The sequence below is a fragment of the Streptomyces sp. NBC_01352 genome (assembly GCF_036237295.1).
Lineage (GTDB): Bacteria > Actinomycetota > Actinomycetes > Streptomycetales > Streptomycetaceae > Streptomyces > Streptomyces plumbiresistens.
On the sequence record NZ_CP108354.1, the window covers coordinates 4,630,569 to 4,646,327 of the forward strand.

General features: G+C 71.8%; 14 protein-coding genes. 2 read left to right on the plus strand and 12 right to left on the minus strand.

Annotated features, from left to right (window positions below; translation table 11 throughout):
• Window positions 1-42: 42 nt before the first annotated feature.
• From groL to OG252_RS21310, 4 genes are all read right to left on the minus strand, one after another.
• Complete coding sequence (groL, locus tag OG252_RS21295) at window positions 43-1,668, minus strand: chaperonin GroEL (protein ID WP_266434913.1); 1,626 nt, start codon at window positions 1,666-1,668, stop codon at window positions 43-45.
• Window positions 1,669-1,798: 130 nt separating this feature from the next.
• The gene (gene groES / locus OG252_RS21300) at window positions 1,799-2,107 is read right to left on the minus strand and encodes a co-chaperone GroES (protein WP_003998759.1); all 309 of its coding nucleotides are present in this window, start codon (window positions 2,105-2,107) and stop codon (window positions 1,799-1,801) included.
• A gap of 248 nt (window positions 2,108-2,355) precedes the next feature.
• The gene (locus OG252_RS21305) at window positions 2,356-3,270 is read right to left on the minus strand and encodes a polysaccharide deacetylase family protein (RefSeq protein ID WP_329337972.1); all 915 of its coding nucleotides are present in this window, start codon (window positions 3,268-3,270) and stop codon (window positions 2,356-2,358) included.
• Window positions 3,267-4,172: a polysaccharide deacetylase family protein gene (locus OG252_RS21310; protein ID WP_329337974.1), complete on the minus strand. Its 906-nt coding sequence runs from the start codon at window positions 4,170-4,172 to the stop codon at window positions 3,267-3,269. The genes OG252_RS21305 and OG252_RS21310 overlap by 4 nt, the downstream gene beginning before the upstream one ends.
• 90 nt (window positions 4,173-4,262) lie before the next feature.
• Between OG252_RS21310 and OG252_RS21315 the strand changes: the two genes are divergently transcribed.
• The gene (locus OG252_RS21315) at window positions 4,263-5,429 is read left to right on the plus strand and encodes a THUMP-like domain-containing protein (RefSeq protein ID WP_266434919.1); all 1,167 of its coding nucleotides are present in this window, start codon (window positions 4,263-4,265) and stop codon (window positions 5,427-5,429) included.
• Here OG252_RS21315 and OG252_RS21320 read toward each other — a convergent pair whose 3' ends face one another.
• The 5 genes from OG252_RS21320 to OG252_RS21340 all read right to left on the minus strand — a co-directional run bounded on the left by OG252_RS21320 (window position 5,430) and on the right by OG252_RS21340 (window position 11,123).
• Window positions 5,430-6,695 (minus strand): RNA polymerase sigma factor, encoded by a 1,266-nt coding sequence (locus OG252_RS21320; RefSeq protein ID WP_329337977.1) that lies wholly within the window; start codon window positions 6,693-6,695, stop codon window positions 5,430-5,432.
• 247 nt (window positions 6,696-6,942) lie between these two features.
• Window positions 6,943-7,299, minus strand: a complete 357-nt coding sequence (locus OG252_RS21325) for a YciI family protein (protein WP_266434923.1) — start codon at window positions 7,297-7,299, stop codon at window positions 6,943-6,945.
• 151 nt (window positions 7,300-7,450) lie between these two features.
• Window positions 7,451-8,512 carry an LCP family protein gene (locus OG252_RS21330; protein WP_329337979.1) on the minus strand — a complete coding sequence of 354 codons (1,062 nt, stop codon included), beginning with the start codon at window positions 8,510-8,512 and terminating at the stop codon, window positions 7,451-7,453.
• Between the two features lie 93 nt (window positions 8,513-8,605).
• Entirely contained in the window at window positions 8,606-9,970 is a 1,365-nt protein-coding gene (locus OG252_RS21335; RefSeq protein WP_329337981.1) for an endo-1,4-beta-xylanase, read from the minus strand.
• A 91-nt stretch (window positions 9,971-10,061) separates the two neighbouring features.
• Window positions 10,062-11,123: a LacI family DNA-binding transcriptional regulator gene (locus tag OG252_RS21340; RefSeq protein WP_329337983.1), complete on the minus strand. Its 1,062-nt coding sequence runs from the start codon at window positions 11,121-11,123 to the stop codon at window positions 10,062-10,064.
• Window positions 11,124-11,245: 122 nt separating this feature from the next.
• On the opposite strand from OG252_RS21340, the gene OG252_RS21345 reads away from it, so the two are divergent.
• Window positions 11,246-13,576, plus strand: coding sequence for a glycoside hydrolase family 3 N-terminal domain-containing protein (locus OG252_RS21345; RefSeq protein ID WP_329337985.1), 2,331 nt, complete (start codon window positions 11,246-11,248; stop codon window positions 13,574-13,576).
• Window positions 13,577-13,930: 354 nt separating this feature from the next.
• On the opposite strand, the gene OG252_RS21350 is transcribed toward OG252_RS21345, so the two are convergent.
• The 3 genes from OG252_RS21350 to rimI are packed head-to-tail and all read right to left on the minus strand — an operon-like array spanning window position 13,931 to window position 15,757.
• Window positions 13,931-14,185, minus strand: a complete 255-nt coding sequence (locus OG252_RS21350; RefSeq protein ID WP_329337987.1) for a hypothetical protein — start codon at window positions 14,183-14,185, stop codon at window positions 13,931-13,933.
• Window positions 14,182-15,267, minus strand: coding sequence for a tRNA (adenosine(37)-N6)-threonylcarbamoyltransferase complex transferase subunit TsaD (tsaD, locus tag OG252_RS21355; RefSeq protein ID WP_266434943.1), 1,086 nt, complete (start codon window positions 15,265-15,267; stop codon window positions 14,182-14,184). Before tsaD ends, OG252_RS21350 begins: the two co-directional genes overlap by 4 nt.
• A complete protein-coding gene (gene rimI / locus OG252_RS21360; RefSeq protein WP_266448166.1) occupies window positions 15,260-15,757 on the minus strand; it encodes a ribosomal protein S18-alanine N-acetyltransferase in 498 nt (165 codons plus the stop codon). The genes tsaD and rimI overlap by 8 nt, the downstream gene beginning before the upstream one ends.
• Between the last annotated feature and the right edge of the window lie 2 nt (window positions 15,758-15,759).

The following is a 15,759-nucleotide window of genomic DNA, read 5'->3' on the forward strand; positions in this document are numbered from 1 at the left end:
CTCAGAGGGAGCGGGGGCTTCTTCGTGCGAGCTCCTGGTGCCTCAGTGGGAGTGGCCGTGGCCGTGGCCACCGGCGGCCGGCTCCTCTTCTTCCTTCTTCTCGACGACCAGGGTCTCGGTCGTGAGGAGGAGGGAGGCGATGGAGGCGGCGTTCTCCAGGGCGGAGCGGGTGACCTTGACCGGGTCGATGACGCCGGCCTTGACCAGGTCGCCGTACTCGCCGGTCGCGGCGTTGAAGCCCTGGCCCTTGTCGAGCTCGGCGACCTTGGCGGTGATGACGTAGCCCTCGAGGCCCGCGTTCTCCGCGATCCAGCGCAGCGGCTCGACGACCGCGCGGCGGACGACGGCGACACCGGTGGCCTCGTCGCCGGTCTTGCCGAGGCCGCCCTCCAGCACCTTGGCGGCGTGGACCAGCGCGGAGCCACCACCGGAGACGATGCCCTCCTCGACCGCGGCGCGGGTCGCGGAGATGGCGTCCTCCAGGCGGTGCTTCTTCTCCTTCAGCTCCACCTCGGTGGCGGCGCCGACCTTGATCACGCACACGCCGCCGGCCAGCTTCGCGAGGCGCTCCTGGAGCTTCTCGCGGTCCCAGTCGGAGTCGGTGTTCTCGATCTCGGCCTTGATCTGGTTGACGCGGCCCGTGACGTCCGCCGAGTTGCCGGCGCCGTCGACGACGGTCGTGTCGTCCTTGGTGACCGTGACGCGGCGGGCGGAGCCCAGCACGTCCAGGCCGACCTGGTCGAGCTTGAGGCCGACCTCCTCGGAGATGACCGTGGCGCCGGTGAGGACCGCCAGGTCCTGCAGCATCGCCTTGCGGCGGTCACCGAAGCCGGGGGCCTTGACCGCGACCGCGTTGAAGGTGCCGCGGATCTTGTTCACGACCAGGGTCGACAGGGCCTCGCCCTCGACGTCCTCGGCGATGATCAGCAGCGGCTTGGAGGCACCCGCCTGGATGACCTTCTCGAGCAGCGGCAGCAGGTCCTGGATCGAGGAGATCTTGCCCTGGTTGATGAGGATGTACGGGTCGTCGAGGACGGCCTCCATACGCTCCTGGTCGGACACCATGTACGGAGACAGGTAGCCCTTGTCGAAGGCCATGCCCTCGGTGAAGTCCAGCTCCAGGCCGAAGGTGTTGGACTCCTCGACGGTGATGACACCGTCCTTGCCGACCTTGTCCATCGCCTCGGCGATGAGCTCGCCGACCTGGCTGTCCTGGGCGGACAGACCGGCCACGGCGGCGATGTCGGACTTCTCGTCGATGGGGCGGGCGGTCGCGAGGAGCTCCTCGGAGATCGCCTGGACCGCGGCGTCGATGCCCTTCTTCAGGGCGGCCGGGGAGGCACCCGCGGCGACGTTCCGCAGGCCCTCGCGGACCAGCGCCTGGGCCAGCACGGTGGCGGTGGTCGTACCGTCACCCGCTACGTCGTTGGTCTTGGTCGCCACCTCCTTCACCAGCTGGACACCGAGGTTCTCGTACGGGTCGTCGACCTCGACCTCGCGGGCGATGGTGACGCCGTCGTTGGTGATGGTGGGGGCGCCGAACTTCTTGTCGATGACGACGTTGCGGCCCTTGGGGCCGATCGTCACCTTGACCGTGTCGGCGAGCTTGTTGACGCCGCGCTCGAGGGCGCGACGGGCGTCCTCGTCGAACTTCAGGATCTTCGCCATGGGAGCGTGAGCCCTCTCGGAAATCTAGGTGAAATTAGCCGCGCCCCCGGCGCCCGGCTCATGAGTGATCGCGGGGGGCCAGGGGCGCAGCTCAAGCAATGTGCTTCGCGGTGAGGCGAAGCGAGGTGAATTACTTCTCGATGATCGCGAGAACGTCGCGAGCCGAGAGGACGAGGTATTCCTCGCCGTTGTACTTCACTTCGGTGCCGCCGTACTTGCTGTACAGCACGATGTCGCCGGTCTTGACGTCGAGCGGAAGACGCTCGCCGTTCTCGAAGCGCCCGGGGCCCACGGCCAGGACGACGCCCTCCTGGGGCTTCTCCTTGGCAGTGTCCGGGATGACCAGGCCAGAGGCGGTGGTCTGCTCGGCGTCGAGCGGCTGGACCACAATGCGGTCCTCGAGCGGCTTGATGGCAACCTTGGAGCTGGTGGTCGTCACGATCCGACCTCCCCCTTCGGAGATCTCACGGGGTTAACTGTCTGAGGTGGCGACCAGGTCGATCCGTCGTCGCGGGTGCCGGACCTGCCCGTCGCGTAGTTGGCACTCTCCAGGGGGGAGTGCCAGACCCGAGACTATGACTGTGATTAGCACTCGGTCAAGCGGAGTGCCAATGCGGTGCGGCGCGGCGGTGAGGTTTTCAGCTGGCGTTCACGCGCGGAGACCGACCTGGGCCGACCCAGGCCGAGCTAGAGGTAGTCCTCCAGCCTGCCCACCGTCAGCCCCCTGCCCTGGATCTGCCGCAGCAGCCGGGTCGTCCGTTCGGCGAGTGTGTCGCCGGTCGGCTCGCGCGAGGGCATCGAGACGATGTCGCCGGGGCGCAGGCGGCTCTCGCCCTCGGTGAAGGTCAGGTCGCCGTTCTCCGCCGAGGCCCGCCACAGGACGACCGCCGAGAGGCCGCAGTCGGCGGCGGCGCGCAGGGTGGTGGTGTCGTACGTGCCGTAGGGCGGGCGGAAGAGGCGGGGGCGGATACCGAAGCGGGAGCGGAGTTTGTCCTGCTGGCCGCAGATCTCGGCGCGCTGGCCGGCGTACGGCAGTCCGCGCAGGGCGGGATGGTCGAGCGTGTGGTTCTGGATGCTCGCGCCGACCGACTGGAGGCGCGCGAAGTGGCCGTATCCCGGCCCCACGACGCTGTCCGTGAGGAACATGCTGACCGGAAGCCGCAGTTCACGCACCATGTCGACGAACCGCGGGTCCTTCTCGGCGCCGTCGTCGTAGGTGAGGAAGACGACCCGGTCGCGGGTGCGGACGTGGTGGACGACGGGCGGCAGACCCGGGCGCGCGGCGGGGGGCCTGGCGGCCGGTCTCGGAGCCGGGGCCAGAGGGGCCGCGAGCCCCCAGCGGCGGTACGGCCGCTCACCCGCGCCTTCCGGACCGTACGAGCCCGTGCCCCCCGGGCTGTAGGAGCCCGTGTCCTCCGGACCGTACGACCCCGCCCCGCTCGGTCCGTACGGCCCCGCCCTGCGCGGCCCGTACGTCCCCACGCCCCCGGTCGCCTTCTCGCCCAGCCGTTCGGCGGGATCGGCGGGCTGGGCGGTCTGGGTTGCACAGCCGGCGAGGAGGGCCGCTGTGAGGGCTCCGGACGCCAGTGCCCGCCACCTCACAGGTAGTCCTCCAGGCGGGCCACGGCGTACCCCTCCCGCGTGACCTTGTTCAGGAAGCGGCGGATCATGTCGGGCATCGTGCCCTTCCAGTCCTGTCGGCCCCGGAAGTGGCTGAGGACGATGTCGCCGGGGCGGATCTTCCGGTCCCACTCGCGGTACTCCCAGCGGTCGACGAAGACCTCCTCGTTCCACAGGGGCGCGTACTTGATGCCGCAGGACTTGGCGGCGCGCAGGGTGGCCTCGTTGTAGCTGCCGAAGGGCGGGCGGAAGAGGGTGGGGCGCTTGCCGTAGCGCTTCTCGATGACCTTCTGCATGCCGCAGATCTCGCGCTTCTGGCGGGCGTACGACAGCCCGGGCAGGTAGGGGTGACGGAGGGTGTGGTTGTTGAGGACGACCCCGTCGGCCTGCATCTTCCTGAAGTACCCGTAGTCCCCCTTGACCAGGTAGTCGCTGAGGAAGGCGGTGTACGGGATCTTCAGCTCGCTCATCATCCGCAGGAACGCCGGGTCCTTCTCGGCACCGTCGTCGATGGTGAGGAACACGATCTTGTGCTTGGTGGGGACGGTGGTGAAGACCGGCGGGAGGCTGTCGTAGCGGTGGCCGTCCACCTCGAAGCCCCTGCGGGTGGTGATCGTCGACTTGGCGGCAGGGGGGCGCGGGGGTGTGAGCGGGACCTCCTTCAGGCCCCAGCGTTTCGCCGCCGCCACTCTGGCCTGGTGCGCGGCGCGCAGCTCGGCCGTGCGCCCCACCTTCGCGCCTTGCTGGCCGGCGGCGGGCCCGACGTCGGAGCCGTCACCGCCCTGCGCACAGCCGGAGACGAGGGCAGCCACGGCGAGCACGGCGATGCCGCCCCTCAGCGTCACACATGACCGACTTTTGTCATTTTGTCCTACTGTTCGCATGGTGCGGGATCCTCGCAGGACGCCCCCGCGAACCCGGGGCGACACCTCCACCGCGGGCAGACCATCCACCGACTGGCCCACAATGAGCCGGTGAACGACCTCGCTCCCCTCCTCACCCCCGAGGGCCGCGCCCTCCTCGACGCGGTGCGCGGCACCGCCCCCGCCGACGAACTCGCCGTCGCCACCCGGCTGCGCCGCGAGCACCCCGCCGACCTGGTGTCGGCGGCGCTCGGACAGGCGCGGCTGCGGCAGCGGGCGGAGGCGAAGTTCGGGGCCGAGGACGCCGGGCGGATGTTCTTCACGCCGAACGGGGTCGAGCAGTCGACCCGGGCGAGCGTGGCGTCGTACCGGGCGGAGCGCTTCCGGGCGCTGGGGGTGCGGTCGGTGGCCGATCTGTGCTGCGGGATCGGCGGGGACGCGATCGCGCTCGCGCGGGCCGGGGTCAGGGTGCTCGCCGTCGACCGGGATCCGGCGACCGTGGCGGTGGCGCGGGCGAACGCCGACGTGCTCGGCCTCGACGACCTCATCGAGGTGCGGGAGGCGGACGTGACGGAGGTGGACACCGCCGGCTACGACGCCGTGTTCGTCGACCCGGCGAGGCGCGGCGGGCGCGGCCGGATCTTCGACCCCGAGGCGTACTCACCGCCGCTGTCCTGGGCGATCGGGACCGCCCTCAAGGCACCGCACGCCGCCCTGAAGGTCGCCCCCGGCATCCCGCACGAGGCCGTGCCCGCCGACGCGGAGGCCGAGTGGATCTCGGACGGCGGGGACGTGAAGGAGGCGGTGCTGTGGTTCGGGACCGGGGCGGGCGCCGTACGGGCGACCCTGCTGCCGGGTCCGCGCACGCTCCTCGGCCGGGGCCTGCCGAATCCCCGGGTCCGATCCGTCGGCCGGTACCTGTACGAGCCCGACGGCGCCGTCATCCGCGCCCATCTGGTCGCCGAGGTCGCCGAGGACCTCGACGGCGGGCTGGTCGACGAGACCATCGCGTACATCACGGCCGACGAACTGCGGCCGACCCCGTACGCCTCCGCGTACGAGATCACGGACCGACTCCCCTTCAACGTCAAGAAGTTGAAGGCCCTGCTGCGGGAGCGGGAGGTCGGCATCCTGACCGTGAAGAAGCGGGGGTCGGCGGTGGAGCCGGAGGAGCTGCGCCGCAAGGCCCTCCCCAAGCAGCACGGGCGGAACTCGGCGACCGTGTTCCTGACGCGGGTGGCGGGGGCGCCGACCATGCTGCTCGGGCATCCCGCCTGATCAGGACGCCTCGGCCTCGGCCGCCCGCCTCAGCAGCAGCTCCCGTTCCCGCGTGTTGTGCGTCAGCTCGGCCGCCCGTACGAACTCGGCCCGAGCCTCCGCCGTACGGCCCAGCCGCAGCAGCAGATCGCCCCGCACGCTCGGCAGCAGGTGATAGTCGCGCAGCGCCGGTTCGGCGGCCAGGGCGTCGACGATCTCCAGCGCCGGGGCCGGACCGTCCGCCATCGACAGGGCGACCGCACGGTTGAGTTCGACGACCGGGGAGGGGGCGCGGGCGGCGAGCAGGGTGTACAGGGTGGTGATGGTCCGCCAGTCGGTCTCCTCGTAGGAGTACGCCATCGCGTGGCAGGCGGCGATGGCGGCCTGGAGGGCGTACGGGCCCGGGGCGCCGGTGGAGGTGGCGTCGGCGCGGCCGAGGGCGGTGATGCCGCGGGCGATGAGCATGCGGTTCCAGCGGCGGCGGTTCTGGTCCTTGAGGAGGACGGGTTCGCCGGACGGGCCGGTGCGGGCCGCCGATCGCGAGGTCTGGAACTCCAACAGCGCGGTCAGGGCGTGGACTTCCGGCTCCTTCGGCATCAGGCCGGACAGGACGCGGGCCAGGCGTAGGGCGTCCTCGCACAGGCCCGGGCGCAGCCAGTCGTCGCCGACGGTGGCGGCGTAACCCTCGTTGTGGATCAGGTAGATGACGTCGAGGACGGAGCCGAGGCGGGCCTCGCGGTCGGGGCCGTACGGCACCTCGAAGGCGATGTTCTTCGTGGCGAGGGTGCGCTTGGCGCGGACGATGCGTTGCGCGACCGTCGGTTCCGGGACCAGGAACGCGCGGGCGATCTCGGCCGTGGTCAGGCCGCCGAGCAGACGCAGGGTGAGGGCTGTGCGGGCCTCGGCGGACAGGACCGGGTGGCAGGCGGTGAAGACCAGGGGGAGCAGGTCGTCGTCGATGTCCTCGGGGTCGGCGGGCTCCTCCGGCGGGGCCGCGTCCGACAGGTCCCGGCCGATCTCGGCGAGCTTGCGGGCGTAGTTCTCCCGGCGCCGGATCAGGTCGACGGCGCGGTGCCGGGCGGTGGCCATGAGCCAGGCGCCCGGGTTGTCGGGGACGCCGTCGCGCGGCCACTGTTCCAGGGCCGCGACCAGCGCGTCCTGGGCCAGCTCCTCGGCGATGCCGACGTCCCGGACGATGCGGGCGACGCCGGCGATGATCCGGGGCGACTCGATACGGAAGACGGTTTCGACGGCTCCGCGCGGGTCGGCGGTGGGCTGTGGTGTCACAGCCCACCATCAGACACCCGCGAAGGCCTGCCGCCAAGGAGCGCTCAGCCGGCAGCCCCTGGTGCCGTGGCAGGCGACGTCTGCCCGTCAAGGAGCGGCGTCCGGTGCGTGCTCTCGGCGTGCCGGCCGGCCGGAAGGCGTAGGGCCTGGACGTACTTGGGCTTTCGGCCGGTGCGGCGAGTGGGGGCACCCCCTCTGGGGGAGCGTGTCGGGCGTCGCGACGGGGCGAACGTTGCCTGCCGCGACACTAGCCCTCGGCGATCTCCCGCACCTCGCAGGTCACCGTCCAGTGCTCCTCGTGCACCTTCAGGAAGCGCTTGGTCCACTCGATCGCCTCGGCCTTGTCCTTGGCCTGGATGATCGCGTAGCCGCCGACGACCTCCTTGGACTCCGTGAACGGCCCGTCCGTGACGGACAGCTGCCCGCCCTCCCACCGCACCCGGTTGCCCTGCGCGGTCGGCGTCAGCCCGGCGGTGTCCAGCAGGACGCCGGCCTTGGTCATCTCCTCGATCAGCTCCCCCATCCGCTGCATCAGCTCGGGGCTGGGGCCCTCGGCGGGCGCGGTGTTCTCGTCGACCTTCACCAGCGACAGGTAACGGGGCATGGTGGCTCCTCGTGCCGTGCGGGCCGGGTCCTTCCCGGCCTCTCACCCCAGCGTCGAACGGGAGCCACCCGGATCGACATGCCCGACGGACTTCTTCGCGGAGTCTTCCTCCGTCTGCCTCCCCGACCACTCGGGGCACACAGCTCGGCGCTCAGCGCAGCGACTCCCACAGCTCGCGCGCCTCCGGCTCGTCCGCCACCACCCGGTACTGGTTCGAGGGCGCCGTCACCACCGGCATCGTCACCGTCGTCACCCGGTCCGCCGACAGGCCGTGCAGGCTCTCGCCGAGGCGCATCAGTTCGGTCAGGGAGTTCAGGCCGGTGTCCGTGGTGAGGCTGCCGGTGACGGCGTCGGCGACCCGGTAGAGCTTGGCGGGGTCGGTCAGCAGGTTCGTCGAGGAGATCTGTTCCAGCAGGGCCTCCACCAGCTTCTGCTGGAGGCCTATGCGGCCGAGGTCGCTGCCGTCGCCGATACCGTGCCGGGTGCGGGCGAAGGCGAGGGCCTGCTCGCCGTCGAGCTCGTGGGTGCCGGCGTCCAGCTTGAGGTGGCTGTCGTCGTCGTCGATGTCCTCGTCCGTGGTGACGGTGACCCCGCCGAGCGCGTCCACGAGCTTCGCGAAGCCGGCGAAGTCGATCTCGATGTAGTGGTCCATGCGGACGTCGGTGATCGACTCGACCGTCTTGACCGCGCAGACCGGACCGCCCACCGAGTAGGCGCTGTTGAACATCGAGTTGTACGCCACCGCCGTCGACCCCCCGGAGGACAGCGGGCAGGACGGCCGGGTGACGAGCGTGTCGCGCGGGATGCTGACCACGGTCGCCGTCGTACGGCCCGCGTCGAGGTGCACCACCATCGCCGTGTCGGACCGGGCGCCGGAGCTGTCGCCGCCGCCGAGCGCCTGGTTCTCCTCGCCGCTGCGCGAGTCCGAGCCGAGGACCAGGATGTTCAGGGCCTTGGTGGGCAGCGGGGCGGCGGACGCCGTGACGGTACCGGACGGGGTGGGCGTCGTCACCGCCTTCGCCGGGCGGTCGTCGCCGAGCGCGCTGTTGATGTCGACGCTCTTGATGTTGCTGTTGAGGTGCCAGTAGGCCCAGCCCGCCGCGGCGGCGCCCAGCACCAGTGCGCCCGCGAGGGTGAGACCGACGGCCTTGAGCGCTCCAGACCGTCGGCCTCTTCGTCTGCCCTCGTCGCCGTTCTCGTCAAGTCCGGTCACGGGTAGGAACGTAAGTCCGAATTATTAGGAGAATGTTAGGGACGGGGGTGGGAGACGGTTTTCTTCGGAAATTCTCACCTTCTCAGGACCGTCTCACCCCAGTGTCACCACCGGCACCGGATTGCTCCCGCTCCACGACGCGTTGAACCCGAAGGTCACCGATCCGCCGTCCGGCACCGTCCCGTTGTAGGAGGCGTTGGAGCAGCTGACCGCCGTTCCCGTCTGGGCGCAGGTCGCGTTCCAGGCCTGCGTGATCCGCTGCCCCGCGCCGTACGTCCAGTCGGCCTTCCACGACGACAGGGCGGCCCCGGAGCAGGCGATCCGCACCTGCCCCGTGAAGCCGGTGCTCCACTGACTGGTGACGCTGTACGTCGCCGTGCAACCCTCGGTCGACTGGCTGCCGCCGAGCGCCTGCGCGATCGCCTCGTACGCCGGTTTCGGCGCGTAGTTCTCGTCGTACGGCGTCGCCGCGCCCTGTCCCGGGAAGGTGTCCGGGATCCAGGAGTCGGAGTCGGTGAAGCCCCACACCGTGACGCCGACGCACCGGGCCACCGCCACGCAGGCGCCGACGACCGCCTTGTAGTCGGCCGCCTGCTGGGTCAGCTTCGCGCTGTCCGACGGCAGCTGCATCCGGATGTCCAGCTCGGTGATCGCCACGTCCACGCCGAGGTCGGCGAAGCGCTGGATGTTCTGCTGGAGGGTGGACGGCACCTGGCCGACGATGAGGTGGGCCTGGAGCCCGACCCCGTCGATCGGGACGCCGCGCTCCTTCAGGGACTTGACCAGGTTGTACAGAGCGGTGCTCTTCGCGTTGACGCCCTCGACGTTGTAGTCGTTGATGTACAGCTTGGCGGCCGGGTCGGCGGCGCGGGCGGCGGTCAGGGCCTGGGCGATGTAGTCGGCGCCGAGGCCGTTGTACCAGAGGGTCTGGCGGTAGGTGCCGTCCTCGTTGAACGGCTCGTTGACGACGTCCCAGGTGGCCAGCCGGCCCTTGTAGCGGCCCACTTCGAGCGCGATGTGATCGTTCATCAGCTGGCTCAGCTGGGCGGAGGTCCAGGTGCCGTTCGTCAGCCAGCCCGGGTTCTGGCTGTGCCAGACCAGGGTGTGACCGCGTACCTGCTGCCCGTTGGCCTCCGCGAAGTCGACGATCCGGTCGGCCTCGGCCCAGTCGAAGCTGCCCCGGGTCGGCTCGACCGAGCCCCACTTCATGGCGTTGCCGGGGGTCAGCGCGTTGAACTCGCGGGCGGCGATCTCGCCGTACGTCCCGGTCAGCTTGGAGCCGGTGACCGCCGTGCCCATGACCTTGCCCTTGGCGGCGGCGAGGTCACGCAGGGGCGCGTCGGCGGCGTGCGCGGCGGGGGCGGTGACCAGCAGCGCGCCGAGCAACGCGACGCCACTCACCAGGGAAGTCAGGGATGCCAGGGAAGTCAGGGATAAGCCTGGTCTCAGAGATCTCATTGCGGGTGCCTCCGAAAGTTTCGGTTGTGCAACCGATTGGCTTCGGAGCAGTGTGAGGGGCCTCACCACACCCGTCAACGCGGAAACACGACTAACTCGGCGGAGCCCCCGTACTCGCCCGCACCACCAGGCTGGTCGCCAGCTCGACCCTGGTGGCGGCCGGCGTCCCTTCCGCCCGCCCGAGGTCGAGCACCAGCTTGGCGGCCGCCTCGGCCATCTCGGTCAGGGGCTGTCGTACGGTCGTCAGCGGCGGCCCCACCCAGGGCGCCACCGGCAGATCGTCGAACCCGACCACGCTCAGGTCCTCCGGGATGCGCAGCCCCAGCTCGCGCGCGGCCTCGTACAGCCCGAGCGCCTGGAGGTCGTTGCCGGCGAAGACGGCGGTGGGCCGGTCCGGGCGGCGCAGCAGTTCCAGGCCCCGCCGGTAGCCGGCCTCGTGGTGGAAGTCGCCGGCCGCGATCAGCTCGGGGTCGACCGGCAGCCCGGCGGTCTCCAGGGCGGCCCGGTAGCCGTCGACACGGGCGCGGCTGCACATCATCCGGGACGGTCCGGTGATCGCGCCGATGCGGGTGTGGCCGAGCTCGACCAGATGCCGGGTCGCGGCGAGGCCGCCCTGCCAGTTGGTGGCGCCGATCGAGGGCACGTCGGCGCCCGGGTCGCCGGCCGGGTCCATCACCACGAACGGGATGGAGCGGCTGCCCAGCAGGGCGCGCTGGGACTCGTCGAGCCCGGACAGCACGAGGACCACGCCGTGCGGCCGGCGGGCGGCGACCTGGTCGGCCCAGGTCCGCCCGGGGGTGAGCCGCCCGGCGCTCTCGCTCAGCACCACACTCAGCCCGGCGTCCCGCGCCACGTTCTCCACACCCCGGATGACCTCCATCGCCCAGGCGCTCTCCAGCTCGTGGAAGACCAGGTCGATCAGGGGCGAGCGGCTCGCCTCGGCACGCCGGCGCCGATAGCCGTGCGCGCGCAGCAGGCCCTCCACGCGGCTGCGGGTCGCCGGGGCGACATCGGCACGTCCGTTCAGGACCTTCGAAACTGTCGGCGCCGAAACGCCGGCCTCGCGGGCGATCTCGGCGAGCGTCGCGGTCTGTGCGGACCGTCCGGCCGTCGGGGTTGTCGTCCGGGTTTCTGCGGGCTCCGGGGGTGTCATGGCGGCGATCGTATCCCTGCGCGACCTCTTGACGAACCCCTCGCACCGGCCTAGGTTCCCAAAACATTCGACTTACATCTCGAAACATTCGCGAGAGGGCCATTCACCCCGACAGGAGTTTCATGACCACCGCGCCCTGGCGTGACCCCGCCCTGCCCGCCGCCGCCCGCGTCGACGACCTCCTCTCCCGGATGACCCTGGAGGAGAAGACCGCCCAGCTCTACGGCGTGTGGGTGGGCGCCACCGCGACGGACGGCGGCGAAGTCGCGCCCCTCCAGCGCGAAATGACCGCGGACTACGACTGGGACGAGCTGATCACCCACGGCCTGGGCCAGCTCACCCGCCCCTTCGGCACGGCCCCCGTGGACCCGGCGCTGGGCGCGCAGGCACTGGCCCGCGCCCAGCGCCGTATCGCCGGGGCCGGCCGCTTCGGCATCCCCGCGATCGCCCACGAGGAGTGCCTGGCCGGTTTCACGGCCTGGCAGGCCACCGCCTACCCCGTCCCGCTGGCCTGGGGCGCGACCTTCGACCCCGAGCTGGTCGAGGAGATGGCCCGCCGCATCGGCCAGGACCTCCGCTCGGTCGGCGTCCACCAGGGCCTCGCCCCGGTCCTGGACGTCGTACGGGATCTGCGCTGGGGCCGGGTGGAGGAGACCATCGGCGAGGACCCGTATCTGGTCGGCACGGTCGGCGCCGCCTACGTCCGCGGCCTCGAATCGGCCGGGGTCGTCGCCACGCTCAAGCACTTCGCCGGGTACGCCTCCTCGGCCGGCGCCCGCAACCAGGCCCCGGTGCGGGCCGGGATCCGGGAGTTCGCCGATGTGACGCTCCCGCCGTTCGAGCTGGCCCTGCGCGAGGGCGGCGCCCGTTCGGTGATGGCCGCGTACAACGACACGGACGGCGTCCCAGCCCACGCGGACACCGGCCTGCTGACCGAACTCCTGCGGGAACAGTGGGGGTTCACCGGCACGGTGGTCGCCGACTACTTCGGCATCGGCTTCCTGCAGACCCTGCACCGGGTGGCGGAGACCGAGGCGGAGGCGGCGCACGCGGCGCTGGCGGCGGGCGTCGACGTGGAACTGCCGACGCTCAAGTGCTACGGCACACCACTGCTGGAGGCGGTCGGGGCGGGCTCGGTCCCGGAGTCCCTGATCGACCGGGCGGCCCGCCGGGTCCTGCTCCAGAAGTGCGAACTGGGCCTGCTGGACGAGGACTGGGACCCGGAGCCGGCCGGGCGGATCACCCTCGACTCGGCGGCGAACCGCGCCCTGGCCCGCCGTCTGGCCGAGGAGTCGGTGGTCCTGCTGGACAACCCGGACGGCCTGCTGCCGCTGGCCCCGGACACCCGCATCGCGGTGGTCGGCCCGCGAGCCGACGACGCCCTGGCGATGCTCGGCTGCTACTCCTTCCCGTCCCACGTCCTCACGCACCACCCCGAGGTGCCGATGGGCGTCGAGATCCCCACCCTGCTGGAGTCGCTGCGGGCCGAACTCCCGGACGCCAAGGTCACGTTCGCGGAGGGCTGCGGGGTCTCGGACCCGGACACCTCGGGCTTCGAGGAGGCGGTGGCCCGGACGGCCGAGGCGGACGTCTGCGTGGCCGTGCTCGGCGACCGGGCGGGCCTGTTCGGCCGGGGCACCTCGGGCGAGGGCTGCGACGCGTCGGACCTGCACATCCCCGGCGCCCAGGGCGAGTTGCTGGACGCACTGGTGGCGACGGGCGTCCCGGTGGTCCTGATCCTGCTGACCGGCCGCCCCTACGCGCTCGGCCGCTGGGACGGCCGGCTCGCCGCCGTCGTCCAGGCGTTCTTCCCGGGGGAGGAGGGCGGCCCGGCGGTGGCGGGAGTCCTGTCGGGTCGCGTGAACCCCTCGGGCCGCCTCCCGGTGAGCGTCCCGCGCGTCCCCGGCGGCCAGCCGTGGACGTACCTCCAGCCGCCGCTGGGTCTGAAGGCCGACGTCAGCAACCTGGACCCGACGCCGCTGTACCCGTTCGGGCACGGGCGCGCGTACACCGCGTTCACCTGGGAGGACTTCACGGGCGGCCCGCAGGCGGAAGTGGACACGGACGGTTCGTACGACGTGTCGGTCACGGTCCGCAACACGGGCGACCGCGCCGGCGCCGAGGTCGTCCAGCTGTATCTGCACGACCCGGTGGCGAGCGTCACGCGACCGGACGTACGGCTGATCGGCTACCGGCGGCTGGAGTTGGAGCCGGGCGAGGCGAGCCGCGTGACCTTCCGCTTCCACGCCGACCTGTCGGCGTTCACCGACCGCCGGGGGCGTCGCGTGGTCGAACCGGGAGCACTGGAGCTGCGGTTGGGGGCGTCCAGCACGGAGATACGGCATGTGGCACGGCTGACGCTGACCGGGCCGGTGCGGGAACTGGGCGTGGAGCGCCGACTGCGGTGCGAGACGGAGGCGGCAAAGGTGTCGGCGGCCGTCCCCGGTGACTGACGCGCGGCTGCGGGGTGCCGGTACGCCACAGGCCACCGGCACCCCGGGCGCGCTGGCCACGCGAGCCGAGCCGACTCATACGGCCGATCAGGCCGCCCGGTGTGGACGAGCGACGGCAAGCTGGCAGCCACGCGACACCGGCAACGAGGGCGCGACCCGGGCACGTGCCTCGAACGGGCCTCCGACCCACCGGCCGCGATCCACTGGACGGGCGGGGCGCACCGCATCGGCGCGGACGAGCCGTCGGCGGTACTGCGCTCCTGGGAGGACCGCTTCGGCGCCCGGGGCGCGGCCTTCGGACACGGCAGCCTGTACCTCTCCGGCCGCCCGGCGCCCTCGCCTCGCGCGCCCCGATCAGTCGCCCACCGACTCGAACCGCCAGCGATGCACCGCCCGGGTGACCAACTCGCCGTCCGGTTCCGGCAGTTCGGGCAACTCGGCGTCGTACGCGGCATCCCACCAGGTGATGACCAGCACCCGGTCCCCCGGCGCCCGGAAGGTCTCCCGCCGCAGCGGGGCCTCGGCCAGGTCCTGCGCCCGCGCCCAGGCGAGCAGTTCCCCGCCCCGCCCCTCGGCCGCCTTCGCCTCCCACATCAACGCCACCGTCACGAGTACAGGTTCTCCTTGCTGACCTCGTGAACGTGGTCGTGCCCCGGCACATGAGGCTCCGTCACCGGCAGCGAGGAGTCCGCCGACAGGTCCCAGCTCGACGCGGCCCGGCCCCGCGCCACCATCTCCGCGCCCAGCGCCGCCACCATCGCCCCGTTGTCCGTGCACAGCTTGGGCCGCGGCACCCGCAACCGGATTCCGGCCGCCTCGCAGCGCTCCTGGGCCAGCACCCGCAGCCGGGAGTTGGCGGCGACGCCGCCGCCGATCATCAGGTGGTCGACGCCCTCGTCGCGGCAGGCCCGGACCGCCTTGCGGGTCAGCACGTCCACCACCGCCTCCTGGAAGGACGCCGCCACGTCCCGCACCGGCACCTCCTCCCCCGCCGCCCGCTTCGCCTCGATCCAGCGGGCCACGGCCGTCTTCAGCCCGGAGAAGGAGAAGTCGTACGCCGGGTCGCGCGGGCCGGTCAGACCGCGCGGGAAGGCGATGGCCGACGGGTCGCCCTCCTGGGCGTAGCGGTCGATGACGGGACCGCCCGGGAAGCCGAGGTTCAGCACCCGCGCGATCTTGTCGAAGGCCTCGCCCGCCGCGTCGTCGATGGTCGCGCCCATCGGCCGTACGTCGGAGGTGATGTCCGAGGAGAGCAGCAGGGACGAGTGGCCGCCGCTCACCAGCAGCGCCATGGTCGGCTCCGGCAGCGCCCCGTGCTCCAGCTGGTCCACGCAGATGTGCGAGGCCAGGTGGTTGACGCCGTACAGCGGCTTGCCGAGCGCGTAGGCGTACGCCTTCGCCGCCGAAACCCCGACGAGCAGGGCGCCGGCGAGCCCCGGACCGGCGGTGACCGCGATGCCGTCCAGGTCCTTCGCGCTCACCCCCGCTTCCTTCAGCGCGCGGTCGATGGTCGGCACCATCGCCTCGAGGTGGGCCCGGGAGGCCACCTCCGGTACGACACCGCCGAAGCGGGCGTGCTCGTCGACGCTGGAGGCGATGGCGTCGGCCAGCAGGGTGGTGCCCCGGACGATGCCGACGCCGGTCTCGTCACAGGAAGTCTCGATGCCGAGGACGAGCGGTTCGTCAGCCATGGATCTCGGTTCCTTGCAGGGAAGTCGAAGGGTCGGTCAGTTTCATCACCAGGGCGTCCACATTGCCCGGCTGGTAGTAGCCGCGTCGGAAACCGATGGGCTCGAACCCGAAGCGCTGGTAGAGCTTCTGGGCGCGGAGGTTGTCCACCCGGCACTCCAGCATCACTTCGGCGCACTCGAAGGTGGTCGCGGCCTGCAGCAGGTCGGTCAGCAGCCGTCCGCCGAGTCCGGTGCCCTGGTGGTCGCGGGCGACGGCGATCGTCTGTACGTCGGCCAGGTCTCCGGAGGCGGCCAGTCCCGCGTACCCGACGAGCCGCCCGCCGGTGTCCTCGGCGACGACGTACCGCCGGGTCGCCTCGGGCCCTCTGGAGTGGGCCAGCTCCGACCAGAACATCCCCCGCGACCAGGCGTCCTCGGGGAAGAGGTCCCGCTCCAGTTCGAGCACGGGGTCGATGTCCCACCAGCGCATCTCGCGCAGTCGAGGAGTCATGG

Bases quoted from the DNA above. Each gene is read 5' to 3' on its own strand.
- OG252_RS21340 (WP_329337983.1), bottom strand. From the start codon at position 11,123: ATGACACCCCCGGAGCCCGCAGAAACCCGGACGACAACCCCGACGGCC.
- OG252_RS21325 (WP_266434923.1), bottom strand. From the start codon at position 7,299: ATGCCCCGTTACCTGTCGCTGGTGAAGGTCGACGAGAACACCGCGCCC.
- rimI (WP_266448166.1), bottom strand. From the start codon at position 15,757: ATGACTCCTCGACTGCGCGAGATGCGCTGGTGGGACATCGACCCCGTG.
- tsaD (WP_266434943.1), bottom strand. From the start codon at position 15,267: ATGGCTGACGAACCGCTCGTCCTCGGCATCGAGACTTCCTGTGACGAG.
- groL (WP_266434913.1), bottom strand. From the start codon at position 1,668: ATGGCGAAGATCCTGAAGTTCGACGAGGACGCCCGTCGCGCCCTCGAG.
- OG252_RS21345 (WP_329337985.1), top strand. From the start codon at position 11,246: ATGACCACCGCGCCCTGGCGTGACCCCGCCCTGCCCGCCGCCGCCCGC.
- OG252_RS21335 (WP_329337981.1), bottom strand. From the start codon at position 9,970: ATGAGATCTCTGAGACCAGGCTTATCCCTGACTTCCCTGGCATCCCTG.
- OG252_RS21310 (WP_329337974.1), bottom strand. From the start codon at position 4,172: ATGCGAACAGTAGGACAAAATGACAAAAGTCGGTCATGTGTGACGCTG.